Consider the following 16,024-nt stretch of genomic DNA (forward strand, 5'->3'; position numbering starts at 1 on the left):
GGGGAAGGAGGTAGGCTGATGTCACGGTCGCTGAAGAAGGGCCCTTACGTGAATGAAAAACTGCTCGCAAAGATACGGGCGCTCAACGAGAAGGGTCACAAAGAAGTCATAAAGACGTGGTCCAGAGCCTCAACCATCTTCCCCGAGATGGTGGGCCACACGATCGCGGTCCATGACGGCCGCAGGCACGTTCCGATCTACATCACCGAGGATATGGTCGGTCACAAGCTGGGAGAGTTCGCTCCGACGAGGACCTTCCGCGGGCATGGGGCCCACACTGAAAGGTCCACGGCGTTGAAGTAAGGTGCCTGTCGAGGCCCGGAGGGGGTGGCAAGCATGGAAGCTCGCGCTGTTGCGCGTTACGTGAGAATAGCTCCGCGAAAGGCTAGGCAGGTCATGGACCTGATACGGGGCAAGAGCGCTTCGGACGCCATGGCGATCTTGAGGTTCACGCCCAAGAAAGGCGCGAGGATCATCATCAAGGTCCTGAAGTCAGCTATGGCGAACGCGGAGCACAACTTCGAAATGAACAAGGACGACCTCTACGTGGCAGAGGCCAGGGTCGATGAAGGCCCTACCATGAAACGTTGGCGGCCGAGGATGCGCGGGATCCCAGTGAGGATCATGAAGCGCACGAGCCACATAACCGTAGTCCTGAAAGAGAAGGAGGGGTGAGGAGTGGGCCACAAGGTTCATCCCCTTGGCCTGAGGCTCGGGATTATCAAGGACTGGTCCGCGAAATGGTATGACAAGAAGGCCTATCGCGAGCTGGTGCACGAGGACCGCGAGATCAGGCAGTTCGTGAAGACCAGGTTCTACAACGCGGGGGTCTCCCGGGTCGAGATCGAGAGGGCGGCCACACGCGTCAAGGTCAACATACACACGGCGCGTCCCGGCATGGTGATCGGAAGGGGCGGGCAGGAGGTTGAGCAGCTCAGGCGAGATCTCGAGGCGATCACTGGCAAGCACGTGTCGGTGAACATCGTCGAGGTCAAGAACCCGGAGATCGATGCCCAGCTCGTGGCGGAGAACATCGCTTCCCAGATAGAGAAGCGCATCTCCTTCCGGCGTGCTATGAAGCAGGCCTTGACGAGGGCCATGAAGATGGGCGCCCAGGGCATGAAGGTGAAGGTCGGAGGCAGGCTCGCTGGCGCGGAGATCGCCCGCACCGAGGGTTACAGCGAGGGGAAGATCCCCCTTCATACCCTAAGGGCTGACATAGACTATGGATTCGCTGAGGCACACACCACTTACGGCAGAATCGGCGTCAAGGTGTGGATATACAAGGGCGACGTGCTTCCTGAGAAAGAGAAGGCCGCTGGCGAAGGGAGTCGGTGAAAATGCTGCAGCCCAAGAGAGTCAAGCACCGTAAGGTCCAACGTGGGAGGATGACGGGCAAGGCCGTCCGCGGCTCCGAGCTCTTTCTCGGCGAATACGGGCTTCAGGCGCTCGAACCCGGGTGGATAACCGACCGGCAAATAGAGGCCGCGAGGATCGCCATGACAAGGTACATCAAGAGGGGTGGGAAGGTTTGGATCAAGATCTTCCCGGATAAGCCCGTCACGAAGAAGCCCGCGGAAACCCGCATGGGGAGCGGGAAGGGGAACCCCGAGTACTGGGTGGCGGTGGTGAAGCCCGGCAGGGTGATGTTCGAGATCGCTGGGGTGCCGGAGGAAGTTGCGCGAGAGGCGATGCGTCTCGCAGCGTTCAAACTTCCCATAAAGTCCAAGTTCGTCAAGCGAGAAGAAGTAGGTGGTGAGGCAAGTGAAGGTTAAGGACATCCGCGACCTCACCAGCGAGGAGCTCCAGCGCAGGCTGGAATCGCTGAAGGAGGAGCTTTTTAACCTTCGATTTCAGGTTGCCACCGGTCAGCTCGATAATCCCATGCGCATGCGCGAGGTCCGCAAGACGATAGCGCAAGTCAAGACGGTCCTGCGCGAGCGGGAGCTTGGAATTAACCAGGCATAAGGAGGGTTGCTTTGTGGATGACCGGGGTATGCGCAAGATTCGCGTAGGCACCGTCGTCAGCGACAAGATGGATAAGACCGTCGTGGTAGCGGTTGAGCGGACCATCAGGCATCCGCTCTATAAGCGAACGATCAAGAGAACCACGAAATTCATGGCCCACGACGAGCAAAACCAGGCGAAAGTCGGCGACAAGGTGCGGCTCATGGAGACAAGGCCCCTCAGTAAGCGTAAGAGGTGGCGTGTAGTGGAGATCGTGGAAAGGGCGAGATAGCGGGCGCACCCAAGGCCCCCGGCCGGGTGTGGCCAGTGCCCTTTTGTCGAGGAGGGTGGGCGAGATGATTCAACCGCAAACCATGCTTTCCGTCGCGGACAACACCGGCGGGAAGAAGATCATGTGTATACGGGTGCTCGGGGGCGGGAACAGGAAGTTCGCTGGAATCGGCGATGTTATCATAGCGAGCGTCAAGGAGGCTGCGCCCGGGGGCGTGGTCAAGAAGGGCGAGGTCGTGAGGGCCGTAATAGTCCGGACGAAAAAGGAGATCCCCCGCCCCGACGGATCTTACATCAGGTTCGATGAGAACGCCGCGGTCATCATAAACGACCAGAACAATCCCAGGGGCACTAGGATCTTCGGTCCCGTCGCAAGAGAGCTGCGGGACAAGGATTTCATGAAGATAGTCTCCCTCGCCCCTGAAGTGCTGTAGAGCCACAAGGAGGCGGGCGCTTTGAGCCGGATGAAACCTAACGTAAAGAAGGGCGACATGGTCATCGTCCTGTCTGGCAAGGACAAGGACAAGAAGGGGAAGGTCCTGCGGGTGCTTCCCGCGGAGGGACGCGTGCTCGTGGAGGGCGTCAATGTGGTGAAGCGCCACACCAAGCCGACACGCCTGGTTCCCCAGGGGGGTGTCATCCAAAAGGCGGAGCCCGTGCCCCTGGCGAAGGTGATGGTTATTTGCCCGAAGTGCAGCAGGCCGACGCGGGTCGCAAGGCACATCGCCGAGGACGGCGAGCACGTGCGGGTATGTAAGGAGTGCGGGCGCGAGATAGACAAGTAGGACACGGGGGTGACGGTAAGTGGCGGCGCGGCTCAAGGAAAGATACCTGAAGGAAGTTGCACCTGCCCTCCGCGAGAAGTTCGGCTACAAAAGTGTGATGCAGATTCCCAAGGTCGAGAAGGTCGTCGTGAACATGGGGGTAAGCGACGCAGTCGCGGACCCCAAGATGCTCGACTCGGCCGCGGCGGATCTCGCGGCGATATCGGGGCAGAAGCCGCTCATCACCAGGGCCAAGAAGTCCATCGCAGCCTTCAAGCTGAGGGCGGGAGTCCCGATAGGCTGCAAGGTAACTCTCCGGGGGGAGAGGATGTACCACTTCCTTGACAAGCTGTTCAACGTGGCCCTGCCGAGGATCCGCGACTTCCGGGGAGTCTCTCCGGACGGGTTTGACGGCAGGGGGAACTACTCCCTAGGTGTGAAGGAGCAGCTCATTTTCCCCGAGATCGTTTACGACAAGGTTGACAAGATACGGGGTATGGACATCACCATAGTTACGACGGCGAAAACCGATGAGGAAGCGTACGAGCTCCTCAAAGCCCTTGGGATGCCATTCAGAAGGTAGCCCAACAGAACCCGCTCGGGTGGTTTCCCCTGGAATGGGGACGCGGGTGACGCGGGCAGCGCGGCGCAGCGCTGGCATCGGACCTGCGACTTACGGGCGGCGGGCGGCGCGCGGCGCGGGTGGCGCGACGCGATATGACGAAATGTTGAGACGCTAAAAGGGTTTCCAGTGCTTTATTGGAGGGATGGCTTTGGCGAAGAAGAGCCTTATCGAGAAGCAGAAGCGGCCGCCGAAATTCCGCGTGAGGGCCTACCACAGGTGTCCCATTTGCGGGCGGCCGAGGGCGTACATGAGGAAGTTCGACATGTGCAGGATCTGTTTCCGTAGGCTCGCTCTCCGGGGCGAGATCCCTGGAGTGACCAAGGCGAGCTGGTGATAGGTCCATCGGGAAGGCCTGCAAGTGGAGGAGGTCGATGCGAATGGTAACGACGGACCCCATCGCTGACATGCTAACGAGGATCCGAAATGCCAATACTGTGGCAAGGGACGTCGTTGAAGTCCCCTCCTCGCGGGTGAAGCGCGAAATCGCGAAGATCCTCAAGGAAGAGGGATTCATCAAGGACTTTGAGGTCATAAGCGACGGCAAGCAAGGGACGCTGCGCATATACCTCAAGTATGGTCCGAACAAGCAGAGGGTCATAACCGGCTTGAAAAGGATAAGCAAGCCCGGACTGCGGGTTTACGCCGGGAAGGACGAGCTGCCCAGGGTCCTCGGGGGTCTTGGGATCGCGGTTATCTCCACGCCCAAGGGCATCATGGCCGACAGAAAGGCGCGCAGAGAGGGCGTGGGTGGCGAGGTCATCTGCTATGTCTGGTGAGACTAGACCGGTGGGACCACGCGCATATAGTGCTTGCGACATCGAGCACGGCTGCGCGCGGAAACATCTGGAGGCTCCTGGACAGGTCGTGAGGGGGTGAAATGATGTCCCGGATCGGGAGAATGCCGATAGTGCTGCCGAAAGGCGTCGAGGTGGAGGTCAGCGGCAATACCGTTGTAGTCAAGGGGCCCAAGGGCAAGCTCCAGAGAGACGTCGCCCGGAACATGAAAGTCTTCGTCCAAGGCGACAGGGTTGTAGTGGAGCGGCCCAGCGATGACAGGGAGAGCAGGGCATTGCACGGCCTGACGAGGACGCTCGTAGCTAACATGGTCAAAGGTGTTACGGAGGGCTACGAGAAGTCGCTCGTTATCTCCGGCACCGGCTACAAAGCGGCCAAACAAGGCAGGAAGCTGGTGCTTAGCATAGGGTTCTCGCACCCTGTCGAGATAGAACCGACTGAAGGCCTCGAGATAGAGGTTCCAACCCCTACGAAGGTGGTGGTCAAGGGCATAGACAAGGAGCTTGTCGGCCAGACCGCCGCGAACATCCGGGCCGTGCGGCCGCCTGAGCCATACAAGGGCAAAGGGATCATGTACGAAGGCGAGCACGTTCGCAGAAAGGCTGGCAAGGCCGGCAAGGCTGCTGCGGGCGGGAAGAAGTAGTAGGCTCGGAGCCATGGAGGGTGAGGATAGGCTATGTTCAAGCGCAAGGATAGGAAGGTTGCCCGGGCCAAGCGGCACATGCGGATAAGAAAGAAGGTCTCCGGCACGTCGGAGGTTCCGAGGCTCTCTGTAGCGAGGACGCTCAGGCACATCTACGCCCAGGTCATCAACGACGAGTCGGGCACCACCCTCGCGTTTGCGTCGAGCCTCGACCCAGAGGTGAGAGCCCAGGTCAAGAACGGGGGCAACGTGGAGGCCGCGCGCTTGGTGGGCAGGGTCATCGCGGAGCGGGCGCAAGCGAAGGGGATCAAGAGAGTGGTGTTTGACCGCGGGGGCAACCTGTTCCATGGAAGGGTTGCCGCTGTTGCAGAGGGCGCGCGCGAAAGCGGGCTTGAGTTCTAGCGTCCGGGGGAGTTGGTGAAAAACGATGATGGAGTTTGAAAGCCAGGAGCTTAAAGAGAAGGTTGTCAGCATTGACCCTGTGGCCAAGACAACCAAGGGCGGCCGCACCCGGAGCTTTCGCGCCCTCGTCGTGGTGGGCGACGAGAACGGGCACGTAGGCACGGGCATCGGCAAAGCGTCTGAGGTTTCCGAGGCGATACGCAAGGGAGCTGAGGAGGCCCGCAAGAACATGTTCGATGTCCCGGTGGTGGGGACGACGATCCCTCACGAGATCATCGGTGAATTCGGGGCGGGCAAGGTTTTGTTGAAACCTGCGGCTCCCGGCACGGGCGTGATAGCTGGCGGGCCGGTTCGGGCCGTCTTGGAGCTCGCGGGCGTAAAGGACATCCTGACCAAGTCCCTGGGGTCGTCCAACCCGTTCAACATGGTGGGTGCCACCGTGAAGGGGCTCAAGTCTCTCAGGAAAGCCGAGGATGTCGCCAAGTTGCGCGGGAAAGCCGTGTCGGAGCTGCTGTAGGGAAGCGGGGGTGTATTGGATGTCCTTGGGCGCAAACGGTGCCGGCAAGGCAGCCAAGATGTTGAAGATAACGCTCAAACATAGCACGATAGGTGCGCCGAGGGTGCAGAGGGCAACCGTGCAGGCCCTCGGCCTTACGAGGCTGAACAAAACCGTCGTCCTACCGGACAATCCCCAAGTGCGGGGAATGGTGCGGAGAGTCGACCATCTGGTGGACGTGGAGGAAGTCACGGAGTAAGGAGGTGGCAAGGTTGAGGCTTGAGGAACTCGCTCCGCCGGAAGGCGCCCGCCACTATCTCAAGAGGGTGGGCAGGGGCATAGGAAGCGGTCACGGCAAGACTTCGGGGAGGGGCCACAAGGGTCAGAAGGCTCGTTCCGGCGGCGCCAAGGGCGCGATGTTCGAGGGCGGCCAGATGCCGCTCGTCCGAAGGGTGCCGAAGCGCGGATTCACGAACCGCTTCAAGGAGGACTTCGCCGAGGTCAGGCTTTCTGAGCTTAATATGTTTGAGGAAGGCTCGCAAGTCACACCCGAGGACCTCAGGAAGTTTGGTATAATAAGGCGAGCCTGCGACCGTGTGAAGATACTTGGCAACGGAGAGATAACTCGGCCGCTCACCGTGAGGGCGCATGCCTTCACGCGCTCCGCGCGTGAGAAGATCGAGCAGGCGGGCGGCAAAGCTGAGGTGATATAGGTTGCTGGGATCACTTGCGAGCGCCTTCAGGGTTCCTGACCTGAGAAAGAAAATCATCTATACCGCGCTGCTGCTCGCGGTGTTCAGGATCGGCTCGTTCATCCCGGTGCCGGGCGTCGATGTGACCAGGCTGATCGAGACCTACGGGGAGACAGGCATCTTTCAATTCCTCGACCTTTTCTCGGGTGGAGCGCTGCGCAGGTTCACCGTGTTTGCAATGGGAGTGAACCCATACATCACGGCCTCCATTATACTCCAGCTCCTCACCATCGTGATCCCGAGTTTGGAGGAGCTCTCAAAGGAAGGCGTCGAGGGAAGGCGCAAGATCGCGCAGTGGACCAGGTACGGCACAGTGGTGCTGGGCGTTATCCAGGCGCTCGGAGTTACCATGGGGATACGGGGCGCGATTGAGGATCCCGGCATCCTTCCGGTGCTTCTCATCGTTGTGACCCTCACGGCTGGCACGTCGTTTCTGATGTGGCTCGGCGAGAAGATCTCAGAGCACGGGATCGGTAACGGGATCTCGCTCATAATCTTCACCGGCATAATAGCGAGGCTTCCGGCCGGGGTGCACACGACCGTGCTGACTATCGGAAGGGGCGGCATCAGCCCGATCAACGTGGTGCTGTTCCTTGTCCTTGGGCTCGCGTCGGTCGTGGGCGTCATATGGATCACCCTTGGTGCCAGGAGGATCCCTGTTCAGTACGCGAAGAGGGTCGTAGGAAGGCGGGTCTACGGCGGACAGACCACTCATATCCCGCTCCGCGTGAACCAGGCGGGCGTGATACCGGTGATCTTCGCTTCGTCGCTCTTGACGTTCCCGCTTACCATCGCTCAGTTTGTTCCCAAGCTCGCGTTTCTCACGGAATGGCTTCGCGGCGATAGCATCTCGTACATGGTGATCTATGCGGTGCTGGTGGTCGCGTTCACATACTTCTACACAGCGATCACCTTCAACGTGACTGAAGTGGCGAACAACATGAAGAAGTACGGCGGCTTCATCCCAGGCCTCAGGCCGGGAAGGCCCACTGCCGAGTACCTCGACCGGGTGCTCACCAGGATAACCCTGGTCGGCGGGCTGTTCCTCGCTGTCGTCGCGGTGCTGCCTAACATCATGACGAGCATTACCCGGCTCAGCACGATCTATTTCGGCGGCACTGCTCTCCTCATTGTGGTAGGGGTGGCGCTCGACACGATGAAGCAGATCGAGGCAAACCTCGTGATGAGGCAGTACGAGGGCTTCATGAAGTAGCTAATGTGAAAGTCATGGGAGGCGTTGTCGCGATGCGCCTTGTGTTACTGGGCCCGCCGGGGGTCGGCAAAGGCACGCAGGCCGAGAGGCTGAGCTCGCGTTTCGGCATCCCGCACGTCTCGACCGGCGAGATGTTCCGGGAAGCGCTTGCCCGGAAAACGCCTCTGGGCCTGGAGGCCCGCAAGTACATGAACGCCGGGAAGCTGGTCCCGGACGACGTCACGATCGGGCTGGTCAAGGATAGACTCGCTCATGCGGACGCACGTTCGGGTTTCATCCTGGATGGGTTCCCGCGGAACCTCACTCAGGCCAGGGCCCTCGACGACGTGTTGCGGGATCTGGGCGTGGCCCTCGACGCGGCGGTGAACATCAGCGCGCGCGCCGAGACAGTCGTGCGGAGGCTGTCGGGGCGGAGGCAATGCAGGCAATGCGGGGCTGTGTACCACGTCGAGTTCAATCCTCCACGCGAGGCGGGAAAGTGCCCCGAGTGTGGCGGGGAGCTTTACCAGCGTGACGATGATCGCGAGGAGACCGTCAGGAAGCGGTTCAGGGTATACACGGCGGAAACCGAACCGCTCGTGGAGTTCTACCGGGAAAGAGGCCTGCTTGTGACGGTCGATGGCGAGAAGCACATCGACGAAGTGACACAGTCGATCATATCTGCACTTGAAGAAGGCAATCATCTTGAGGAAAGTAGCTCCAATGGTCATTCGTAAAACGCCTGCCGAGATCGCGAGCATGAGAAAAGCCGGGCTGGTGCTGGCCGGTCTCTTAAAGGAGCTCGCCGACTTCATCAGACCGGGCATCACGACTGGCGATATCGACAGGTTCGCGGAGGACTACATCAGGGCTCGAGGCGCGGTGCCGTCGTTCAAAGGGTTGTACGGCTTTCCTGCCAGCGCGTGCATCTCTGTGAACGATGAGGTCGTCCACGGCATCCCGGGCAGCCGGCGCCTGCGGGAGGGCGACATAGTCAGCGTCGATGTGGGCGCTATGGTGGATGGCTTCCACGGGGACTCCGCTGTGACGTTTCCCGTGGGAAAGGTATCCGCTGACGCTGTGCGCCTCCTCCGCGTGACCGAAGAGTCTCTCTACAAGGGCATCGAGCAAGCCCTGCCTGGGAAACGCATCGTCGACATCTCCAGGGCCATCCAGGAGCACGTGGAATCGCACGGATTCTCCGTGGTCAGGGCGCTGGCGGGGCATGGCATCGGGCGAAGCGTCCATGAGGAACCCAGGGTGCCCAACTTCGTAGTCCGAGGCGACCCGGGGCCCGAACTTAGGCCAGGCGCCACGCTTGCCATCGAGCCCATGGTGAACGCGGGGAGTTTCGACGTAGTCACTCTTGACGACAACTGGACGGTCGTCACGCGCGACGGCTCGCTGTCGGCTCACTTCGAGCACACCGTGGCGGTGACGTCGGATGGTCCTGAGATACTGACCGCTCTGTGAGTATATGGGAGGTCGGTGCGCAAGTGGAGATGCGACCGGGTCAGGTTGTCGTATCGATCGCGGGGAGAGACAGGGGGAGACGGTACATCGTAATGCAGGTGATCGACGACACGTTCGTCGCGGTCGTTGACGGGACTTACCGCCGAGTGTCCAACCCAAAGAAGAAGAACGTGCGTCATCTGATGTGGACGCGAAAAGTGGACGGCCATGTCGGATCGAAGCTCCTTGCAGGGGCGCGCGTAACCGATGAGGAGGTCCGGGAGGCTTTGAGGTCGGTTGAGAATGATTCCTGCGGGAAGGCGGACTGGTCTCATGAGTAAGAAAGATGCCATTGAGGTCGAGGGAACCGTCATCGAAGCGCTGCCCAATGCGATGTTCCGGGTTGAACTCGAAAACGGGCACAGGGTTCTTGCTCACGTTTCGGGCAAGATGCGCATGAATTTCATACGCATTCTGCCTGGAGACAGGGTGAGCGTCGAGCTGTCACCCTACGATCTGACCAGGGGCAGGATAACTTACAGGTTCAAGTGAATTGCGTCGGAACCAAGCCCGAACTAGGCTGTGCGTGGTCTCCTGGGGGCTGGGCATCAATTGGCACTAACCGGGGACACCAGGGGGGGTTAAGATGAAAGTTCGGCCGTCGGTCAAAAAGATATGCGACAAGTGCAAAATAGTAAGGCGCAAAGGCGTGCTCCGGGTCATTTGCGAGAACCCCAAGCACAAGCAGCGCCAGGGCTAGGGCGGAGGTGAGATGAAGGAATGGCTAGGATCGCGGGGGTTGACCTTCCGAGAGACAAGAGAATCGAGATAGCCCTGACTTATATATACGGGTTGGGCCTCACGACTTCGAGGCAGATTCTCGAGAAAACCGGCGTAAACCCCGACACCAGGGTCCGTGACCTTACCGAGGAGGAGATCACGCGTCTACGGGAGGTCATAGACAAGGAGTATAAGGTCGAGGGCGAACTGCGGGCCGAGCAAGCAGCCAACATCAAGCGGCTCATCGATATCGGCACCTACAGGGGCCTTCGTCACCGAAGGGGCTTGCCAGTTAGGGGCCAGCGCACGAGGACCAATGCCCGGACGAGAAAGGGCCCCAGGAAGACAGTGGGCGTGAGGAGATCCAAGTGAGAAAGGAGAGCATGAAGCGTGCCGAGGAAGACGACCAAAGCGAAAAGGCGTGAGCGCAAGAACGTCGAGAGCGGGGTTGCCCACATCCGGTCGACGTTTAACAATACCATCGTCACGATAACAGATCCTCAGGGCGCTGTGATCGCGTGGTCGAGCGCGGGGAAGCAGGGTTTCAAAGGCTCCAGGAAGGGCACTCCGTTTGCCGCGCAGATGGCTGCGGAGGCAGCCGCACGGGCGGCCATGGACCACGGCATGCGCCAGGTGGAGGTGCTAGTGAAAGGCCCTGGAGCGGGCCGGGAAGCGGCGATCAGGTCTCTGCAGGCTACGGGGCTTGAGGTGAACATGATCCGCGACGTGACCCCGATCCCTCACAACGGGTGCCGGCCGCCGAAGCGCAGGAGGGTTTGATTGAACGGGACGGCGTTGGCAACATCAGGAGGTGGAAGCTCAAATGGCCAGGTACACAGGATCCGTGTGCAGGTTGTGCCGGCGTGAAGGTATGAAACTATATCTGAAAGGCGAGAGGTGCTACACCGAGAAATGCTCGGTTGATCGCAGGCCTTACGCCCCCGGCGAACACGGGCAGGGGCGCAAGAAGATGTCCGAATACGCGATCCAGTTGCGGGAGAAGCAGAAGCTACGCCGAATATACGGGGTTTTCGAGAGGCAGTTCGAACGCTACTTCGAGATGGCCTCCAGGAAACGGGGCGTCACAGGAGAAGCGCTTCTTCAGATACTCGAATCTAGACTGGACAACGTGGTTTACCGGCTTGGTTTCGCGAGCTCCAGGGCCGAGGCGCGACAGATGGTCAGGCATGGTCATATCGCCGTGAACGGCAACAAGGTCAGCATACCGTCGTACCTCGTGGAGCCTGGAGATACTGTGTCCGTGCGCGAGGGAAGCCGCGAACTTCCGCGGTTCAAGCAAGTGGCGGAAGCTGGTCAAGGTCGTACGGTGCCCGCGTGGCTGTCCCTGCATCCGGACGGCCTGAGCGCGACCGTGCTCAGCTTGCCCACAAGGGACCAGATCGACGTGCCCGTTCAGGAACACATGGTGGTTGAGCTGTACTCCAGATAAGATGACAGCGCCATCCAACGGGTCGCAGGGGCGTGGTGCCGCATAGTGGCAGGCTGATGGCGAACGGCGCGCGGTCCGCACAAACCAGAAGGGAGAGCTGCGGATGATCGAGATTGAGAAGCCCAGAATCGAGTGTGAGGAGGCCACAGAAAAGTACGGCAGGTTCGTGGTCGAGCCTCTCGAGAGAGGTTACGGCATAACCTTGGGGAACGCGCTCCGGAGGGTTCTTCTTTCGTCCCTCCCGGGGGCGGCGGTCACGTCCGTGAAAATAGAAGGGGTTCTTCACGAGTTCTCCGTGATACCCGGGGTTGTGGAAGACACTATCGATATTCTCCTAAATCTTAAGGAACTCCTCGTCAAGCTGCACTCGGACGGGCCGAAGGTGGTAAGGATCGAAGCCCAGGGCGAGGGAGAGGTCAGGGCCGCTGACATCATCGCTGACCCGGATGTCGAGATACTCAATCCCGAGCTCCACATCGCCACGCTCGATAAAGACGGCAGGCTCTTCGCCGAGATAACCATCGAGAAGGGCAGGGGCTACGTCCCGGCCGAGAAGCGCAGGGGCGAGCCGGTGATCGGTGTCATTCCCGTGGACTCGATTTTCACGCCCGTCCGCAAGGTGAACTATCAGGTTGAGAACACACGTGTCGGCCAGATCACGGACTACGATAGGCTCATACTGGAGGTTTGGACCGACGGAAGCGTGTCACCGAAGGAGGCCACGAGCCTCGCGGCCAAGATCCTGTCGAGTCATCTCGCGCTCTTCACAGGCTTGACTGAGACGTCCGACCGGGTTGAGATGATGGTGGAGAAGGCGGAGGACGAGAAAGACAAGGTCCTGGACATGCCCATCGAGGAACTCGACCTGTCGGTGCGGTCCTACAACTGTCTGAAGAGAGCGGGCATAAACACCGTGCAGGAGCTCATCAGGAAGACCGAGGAAGATATGATGAAGGTCAGGAACCTCGGAAAGAAATCGCTCGAAGAGGTCAAGGGGAAACTCGCGAATCTCGGCCTTTCCCTCCGTCCGTCTGACGACCAGGAGGACTAGAGGGCAGAGGATTAGGGGCATCGGAACGCGAAGCCGGACGAGAACGAGACCGCAAGACCGTTTAGGACCTCTGGTCCGGGAGGGATCTCGATATGAACCAGGCGAAATTGGGGCGTACCAGCGCCCATAGGAAGGCAATGCTTCGGAGCATCGTGACCTCGTTGTTCGAACACGAGCGCGTCCGAACGACTGAGGGCAAGGCGAGGCAGCTCGAGCCGGTCGCAGAGAAGCTCATTACTCTCGCAAAGAGAGGCGACCTGCATGCCCGTAGGTTGGTGGCGGGCTACGTCAGGAGCGACGCGGTCACAAAGAAGCTTTTTGACACCATCGCGCCGCGCTACAAGGATCGCCAAGGGGGTTACGTTCGCACCGTGAAGCTCGGCGAGCGCCGCGGCGATGCCGCATCCGAGGTCATAGTGGAGCTCGTGTAGCCTTGAGCCCTCGAGCCACTGGGGGATGTGCACGCGGTGGCCGAGGGTGGATGGCAGGGTGCGGCCTGGGCCGACGACCCGGGCGGGCTCGGTGTCGCATCAACCAAGACGAACCATTCCATCCTGCAAGAGTGCGCGATTGCGCACTTTTTGTGGGTTTTAAGGGGGCACCTGCTTGGAGGAGATGATCAGGGCCGAAAACCTGGGGTACCAATATGGGTCTGCCGGGGATATGAGGCATACCGCGCTTCGCGGCATAAACCTCTCCATACGGCCTGGCGAGTTCGTGGCCATAATAGGGCACAACGGGTCGGGCAAATCCACGCTTGCGAAGCACTTCAACGCCTTGCTCGTGCCCACCTCAGGGACGGTGACCGTCAAGGGTATGAAGACCAGCGACCCGCGGAACCTGTGGAGGATCCGCCAGACTGTGGGGATGGTCTTCCAAAACCCTGACAACCAAATCGTGGCCACCACCGTCGAGGAAGACGTGGCGTTCGGCCCCGAGAATCTCGGTGTGCCCCCTGCCGAGATCAGGCGGCGGGTGCGGGAAGCGCTTGAATGCGTGGACATGGTGGAGTATGTGCGACACGCCCCGCACCTCCTTTCGGGCGGGCAGAAACAACGCGTGGCCATCGCGGGCGTGGTCGCGATGCGGCCTGAGTGCATCGTGCTAGATGAGCCCACCGCGATGCTGGACCCGTCGGGCAGACAAGAGGTGATGCGGACCATCACCCGGCTGAACCGGGACGAGGGCATCACCGTGGTCCTCATCACGCACTTCATGAATGAGGCCGTCCAGGCCGACCGGGTCATCGTGATGGAAAGCGGCAGGATAGTGCTGGACGGCCATCCGCGCAAGGTCTTCAGCGAGGTTGAAACCCTGAGAGCTCTCCGTCTCGACGTTCCGCAAGTGACCGAGCTTGCTTACGAGCTGAACAAGGAGGGTGCCGGGCTTCCCGATGGTATCCTGACGGTGGAGGAGTTCGCCGACGCGATCGCCGGCGCGAGCCACGAGTCCCGCGCGATGGAAGGCGCAGAAGATGGGCGCGCACATCCGATGAGCATCGTACGCGAGGGCGCTGATCCCGCCCGGGACAGAAGGGCCAAGAACAGTGAGGGGAGCGATCGGGCGGGCTGCCGGGGTCGTGCTGCCACGGCCTGGTGCGGGGGCGGGTGATTGGTGACCGTGCCTATCAAAGTCGAGAACCTTTCCTACACGTATAATCCGGGCACGCCGCTCGCACGGACGGCGCTCGACGACGTTAACCTAGAGATTGGTGACGGTGAATTCATTGGCCTCATAGGAGCGACTGGGTCGGGGAAATCCACCTTGATCCAGCACTTCAACGGGCTTCTTAAGCCCACCCGCGGGCGTGTGCTCGTGGACGGCGTGGACATATGGCAGAAAGACGTCAGGCTCAAGGACATCCGCACGAAAGTGGGCTTGGTCTTTCAGTACCCGGAGCATCAGCTCTTCGAGGAAACCGTCTTCGCGGACATAGCGTTCGGCCCCCGAAACATGGGGCTGGGTGATGACGAGATAAACGCGCGGGTCAGGCGGGCGCTCGAGTTGGTGGGCCTTGATTTCGAGGCCGTGAAGGGGCGATCCCCGTTCGAGCTCTCTGGCGGCGAAATGAGGCGAGTCGCCATAGCCGGGGTGCTTGCCATGGAGCCGTCCGTGCTCGTGCTGGACGAACCAGTGTCGGGACTGGACCCGCGAGGCCGCGACGAGTTGCTCGAAGAGCTTGCGAGGCTGCACCGCAGGTCTGAGTGTACGGTCATATTGGTGTCACACAGCATGGAAGATGTCGCGAGGCTCGCGAAAAGGCTCGTGGTCATGCACAAAGGGAAGGTCGTGGCAGACGGGCCTGTGCGCGAGGTGTTCCGCATGACCGACCTTTTGAAGGAGGTAGGTCTCGGAGTGCCACAGGTCACCGAGGTCATGCACGAGCTCGCGAGACGCGGAAAGGACGTCAGGACGGACGTTCTCACGGTCGAAGAGGCCAAGGCGGAGCTCCTCAGGCTCTTGCGAGGTGAGGGCCGTGTTCGGTAATCTGACCATAGGTCAGTATATACCGGGCGACTCGCTGGTGCACAAGCTGGACCCGAGGGTGAAGATATTCATCACCTTGGTCGTCATTACGGTGCTCTTCCTTGTCAGCACGATGGCGGGGTACGGGTTGGTTCTCCTTTTCATCCTGGGCGCCGTGCTTCTCGCCCACCTGCCGATGAGGTTCGTGATGCGAGGCGTGCGACCGCTTCTTTTCATCCTCGTGCTGACGTTCGGGCTTCACCTCTTCATGAACGAAGGCCGTGTGCTCTTTCGGGTGGGGCCTCTGGTGGCGACGTACGAGGGGGCGTTCAAGGGGTTCGCGATGTCGATGCGGCTGGTGTTGCTCGTGCTGGCTACGTCCATATTGACGCTCAGCACGTCCCCCATCGAGCTCACCGACGGCATCGAGAGCATTCTCTCGCCGGCGAGAGTTCTGGGGGTTCCAGCGCACGAGCTCGCGATGATGATGACCATCGCGCTGAGATTCATCCCAACGCTCCTCGAGGAGACCGACAAGATAATGAAGGCCCAGATGGCGAGGGGTGCGGATTTCGAGACCGGCAACGTAGTGCAGAAGGCCAAAAGCCTGGTCCCGCTGCTCGTGCCGCTCTTTGTGAGCGCGTTCCGGCGGGCTGACGAACTCGCCATGGCAATGGAGGCCAGGTGTTACCGCGGGGGACAGGGACGGACCAGAATGAAGCAACTTCGCGTTGGGGCGAAAGACATCCTTGCAGCTATCGGCTCGACGGCCGCGCTGGTCGCCGTGGCGGTGTATCTCTAAACACGGCACGGTGCGTTTTCGTCCCTTCGCTTGGCAGGGGCGCCAGGGCTGCGCCGGTGCTTACACAACGGGCTGTGGGCGTTTGTCTGTTCTTGCGCCGAACTCGGACGACTCGC

At 60.5% G+C, this 16,024-nt stretch carries 30 protein-coding genes; all 30 read left to right on the forward strand.

What is annotated here, in order from left to right; all coding sequences use genetic code 11:
- Positions 1–18 precede the first annotated feature (18 nt).
- Positions 19–303, forward strand: a complete 285-nt coding sequence (rpsS, locus tag GX515_01250) for a 30S ribosomal protein S19 (GenBank protein ID HHY31636.1) — start codon at positions 19–21, stop codon at positions 301–303.
- A 33-nt stretch (positions 304–336) separates the two neighbouring features.
- The gene (gene rplV / locus GX515_01255; GenBank protein ID HHY31637.1) at positions 337–675 is read left to right on the forward strand and encodes a 50S ribosomal protein L22; all 339 of its coding nucleotides are present in this window, start codon (positions 337–339) and stop codon (positions 673–675) included.
- A gap of 3 nt (positions 676–678) precedes the next feature.
- A complete protein-coding gene (gene rpsC / locus GX515_01260; protein ID HHY31638.1) occupies positions 679–1,338 on the forward strand; it encodes a 30S ribosomal protein S3 in 660 nt (219 codons plus the stop codon).
- A 2-nt stretch (positions 1,339–1,340) separates the two neighbouring features.
- Positions 1,341–1,775, forward strand: coding sequence for a 50S ribosomal protein L16 (gene rplP / locus GX515_01265; protein HHY31639.1), 435 nt, complete (start codon positions 1,341–1,343; stop codon positions 1,773–1,775).
- On the forward strand, positions 1,765–1,968 hold the full coding sequence (rpmC, locus tag GX515_01270) for a 50S ribosomal protein L29 (protein HHY31640.1): 204 nt from the start codon (positions 1,765–1,767) through the stop codon (positions 1,966–1,968). Before rplP ends, rpmC begins: the two co-directional genes overlap by 11 nt.
- A 28-nt stretch (positions 1,969–1,996) precedes the next feature.
- Positions 1,997–2,239, forward strand: coding sequence for a 30S ribosomal protein S17 (gene rpsQ / locus GX515_01275; GenBank protein HHY31641.1), 243 nt, complete (start codon positions 1,997–1,999; stop codon positions 2,237–2,239).
- A 64-nt stretch (positions 2,240–2,303) separates the two neighbouring features.
- A complete protein-coding gene (gene rplN, locus GX515_01280) occupies positions 2,304–2,672 on the forward strand; it encodes a 50S ribosomal protein L14 (protein ID HHY31642.1) in 369 nt (122 codons plus the stop codon).
- Between the two features lie 30 nt (positions 2,673–2,702).
- The gene (locus GX515_01285; GenBank protein ID HHY31643.1) at positions 2,703–3,023 is read left to right on the forward strand and encodes a 50S ribosomal protein L24; all 321 of its coding nucleotides are present in this window, start codon (positions 2,703–2,705) and stop codon (positions 3,021–3,023) included.
- Between the two features lie 19 nt (positions 3,024–3,042).
- A complete protein-coding gene (rplE, locus tag GX515_01290) occupies positions 3,043–3,585 on the forward strand; it encodes a 50S ribosomal protein L5 (protein ID HHY31644.1) in 543 nt (180 codons plus the stop codon).
- 190 nt (positions 3,586–3,775) lie between these two features.
- Positions 3,776–3,961: a type Z 30S ribosomal protein S14 gene (locus GX515_01295; GenBank protein HHY31645.1), complete on the forward strand. Its 186-nt coding sequence runs from the start codon at positions 3,776–3,778 to the stop codon at positions 3,959–3,961.
- A 43-nt stretch (positions 3,962–4,004) separates the two neighbouring features.
- Positions 4,005–4,403, forward strand: coding sequence for a 30S ribosomal protein S8 (rpsH, locus tag GX515_01300; GenBank protein HHY31646.1), 399 nt, complete (start codon positions 4,005–4,007; stop codon positions 4,401–4,403).
- 104 nt (positions 4,404–4,507) lie between these two features.
- Positions 4,508–5,065, forward strand: a complete 558-nt coding sequence (gene rplF, locus GX515_01305) for a 50S ribosomal protein L6 (protein HHY31647.1) — start codon at positions 4,508–4,510, stop codon at positions 5,063–5,065.
- 33 nt (positions 5,066–5,098) lie between these two features.
- The gene (locus GX515_01310; GenBank protein ID HHY31648.1) at positions 5,099–5,467 is read left to right on the forward strand and encodes a 50S ribosomal protein L18; all 369 of its coding nucleotides are present in this window, start codon (positions 5,099–5,101) and stop codon (positions 5,465–5,467) included.
- A 25-nt stretch (positions 5,468–5,492) separates the two neighbouring features.
- Positions 5,493–5,984 carry a 30S ribosomal protein S5 gene (gene rpsE, locus GX515_01315; GenBank protein HHY31649.1) on the forward strand — a complete coding sequence of 164 codons (492 nt, stop codon included), beginning with the start codon at positions 5,493–5,495 and terminating at the stop codon, positions 5,982–5,984.
- Positions 5,985–6,042: 58 nt separating this feature from the next.
- The gene (gene rpmD / locus GX515_01320) at positions 6,043–6,222 is read left to right on the forward strand and encodes a 50S ribosomal protein L30 (protein ID HHY31650.1); all 180 of its coding nucleotides are present in this window, start codon (positions 6,043–6,045) and stop codon (positions 6,220–6,222) included.
- A 13-nt stretch (positions 6,223–6,235) separates the two neighbouring features.
- Positions 6,236–6,676 carry a 50S ribosomal protein L15 gene (gene rplO / locus GX515_01325; GenBank protein ID HHY31651.1) on the forward strand — a complete coding sequence of 147 codons (441 nt, stop codon included), beginning with the start codon at positions 6,236–6,238 and terminating at the stop codon, positions 6,674–6,676.
- Between the two features lies 1 nt (position 6,677).
- Entirely contained in the window at positions 6,678–7,928 is a 1,251-nt protein-coding gene (secY, locus tag GX515_01330; protein ID HHY31652.1) for a preprotein translocase subunit SecY, read from the forward strand.
- 32 nt (positions 7,929–7,960) lie between these two features.
- On the forward strand, positions 7,961–8,644 hold the full coding sequence (locus GX515_01335; GenBank protein HHY31653.1) for an adenylate kinase: 684 nt from the start codon (positions 7,961–7,963) through the stop codon (positions 8,642–8,644).
- Positions 8,631–9,380 carry a type I methionyl aminopeptidase gene (map, locus tag GX515_01340; GenBank protein HHY31654.1) on the forward strand — a complete coding sequence of 250 codons (750 nt, stop codon included), beginning with the start codon at positions 8,631–8,633 and terminating at the stop codon, positions 9,378–9,380. Before GX515_01335 ends, map begins: the two co-directional genes overlap by 14 nt.
- Before the next feature lie 29 nt (positions 9,381–9,409).
- The gene (locus GX515_01345; protein ID HHY31655.1) at positions 9,410–9,700 is read left to right on the forward strand and encodes an RNA-binding protein; all 291 of its coding nucleotides are present in this window, start codon (positions 9,410–9,412) and stop codon (positions 9,698–9,700) included.
- Positions 9,693–9,911, forward strand: coding sequence for a translation initiation factor IF-1 (gene infA / locus GX515_01350; GenBank protein HHY31656.1), 219 nt, complete (start codon positions 9,693–9,695; stop codon positions 9,909–9,911). The genes GX515_01345 and infA overlap by 8 nt, the downstream gene beginning before the upstream one ends.
- 94 nt (positions 9,912–10,005) lie before the next feature.
- Positions 10,006–10,119 (forward strand): 50S ribosomal protein L36, encoded by a 114-nt coding sequence (gene rpmJ / locus GX515_01355; GenBank protein ID HHY31657.1) that lies wholly within the window; start codon positions 10,006–10,008, stop codon positions 10,117–10,119.
- 20 nt (positions 10,120–10,139) lie between these two features.
- A complete protein-coding gene (gene rpsM / locus GX515_01360; GenBank protein HHY31658.1) occupies positions 10,140–10,511 on the forward strand; it encodes a 30S ribosomal protein S13 in 372 nt (123 codons plus the stop codon).
- Between the two features lie 18 nt (positions 10,512–10,529).
- Positions 10,530–10,919 (forward strand): 30S ribosomal protein S11, encoded by a 390-nt coding sequence (gene rpsK, locus GX515_01365; protein HHY31659.1) that lies wholly within the window; start codon positions 10,530–10,532, stop codon positions 10,917–10,919.
- Positions 10,920–10,962: 43 nt separating this feature from the next.
- Positions 10,963–11,589, forward strand: a complete 627-nt coding sequence (rpsD, locus tag GX515_01370; GenBank protein ID HHY31660.1) for a 30S ribosomal protein S4 — start codon at positions 10,963–10,965, stop codon at positions 11,587–11,589.
- Between the two features lie 103 nt (positions 11,590–11,692).
- Positions 11,693–12,640 (forward strand): DNA-directed RNA polymerase subunit alpha, encoded by a 948-nt coding sequence (locus GX515_01375; protein ID HHY31661.1) that lies wholly within the window; start codon positions 11,693–11,695, stop codon positions 12,638–12,640.
- Positions 12,641–12,732: 92 nt separating this feature from the next.
- Entirely contained in the window at positions 12,733–13,071 is a 339-nt protein-coding gene (rplQ, locus tag GX515_01380; GenBank protein ID HHY31662.1) for a 50S ribosomal protein L17, read from the forward strand.
- Between the two features lie 175 nt (positions 13,072–13,246).
- On the forward strand, positions 13,247–14,251 hold the full coding sequence (locus tag GX515_01385; protein ID HHY31663.1) for an energy-coupling factor transporter ATPase: 1,005 nt from the start codon (positions 13,247–13,249) through the stop codon (positions 14,249–14,251).
- Between the two features lie 9 nt (positions 14,252–14,260).
- Positions 14,261–15,127 (forward strand): energy-coupling factor transporter ATPase, encoded by an 867-nt coding sequence (locus GX515_01390; protein HHY31664.1) that lies wholly within the window; start codon positions 14,261–14,263, stop codon positions 15,125–15,127.
- Positions 15,117–15,908, forward strand: a complete 792-nt coding sequence (locus GX515_01395) for an energy-coupling factor transporter transmembrane protein EcfT (GenBank protein ID HHY31665.1) — start codon at positions 15,117–15,119, stop codon at positions 15,906–15,908. The genes GX515_01390 and GX515_01395 overlap by 11 nt, the downstream gene beginning before the upstream one ends.
- Positions 15,909–16,024 lie beyond the last annotated feature (116 nt).

This window comes from Bacillota bacterium, from assembly GCA_012842395.1.
Classification (GTDB): domain Bacteria; phylum Bacillota; class SHA-98; order UBA4971; family UBA4971; genus UBA6256.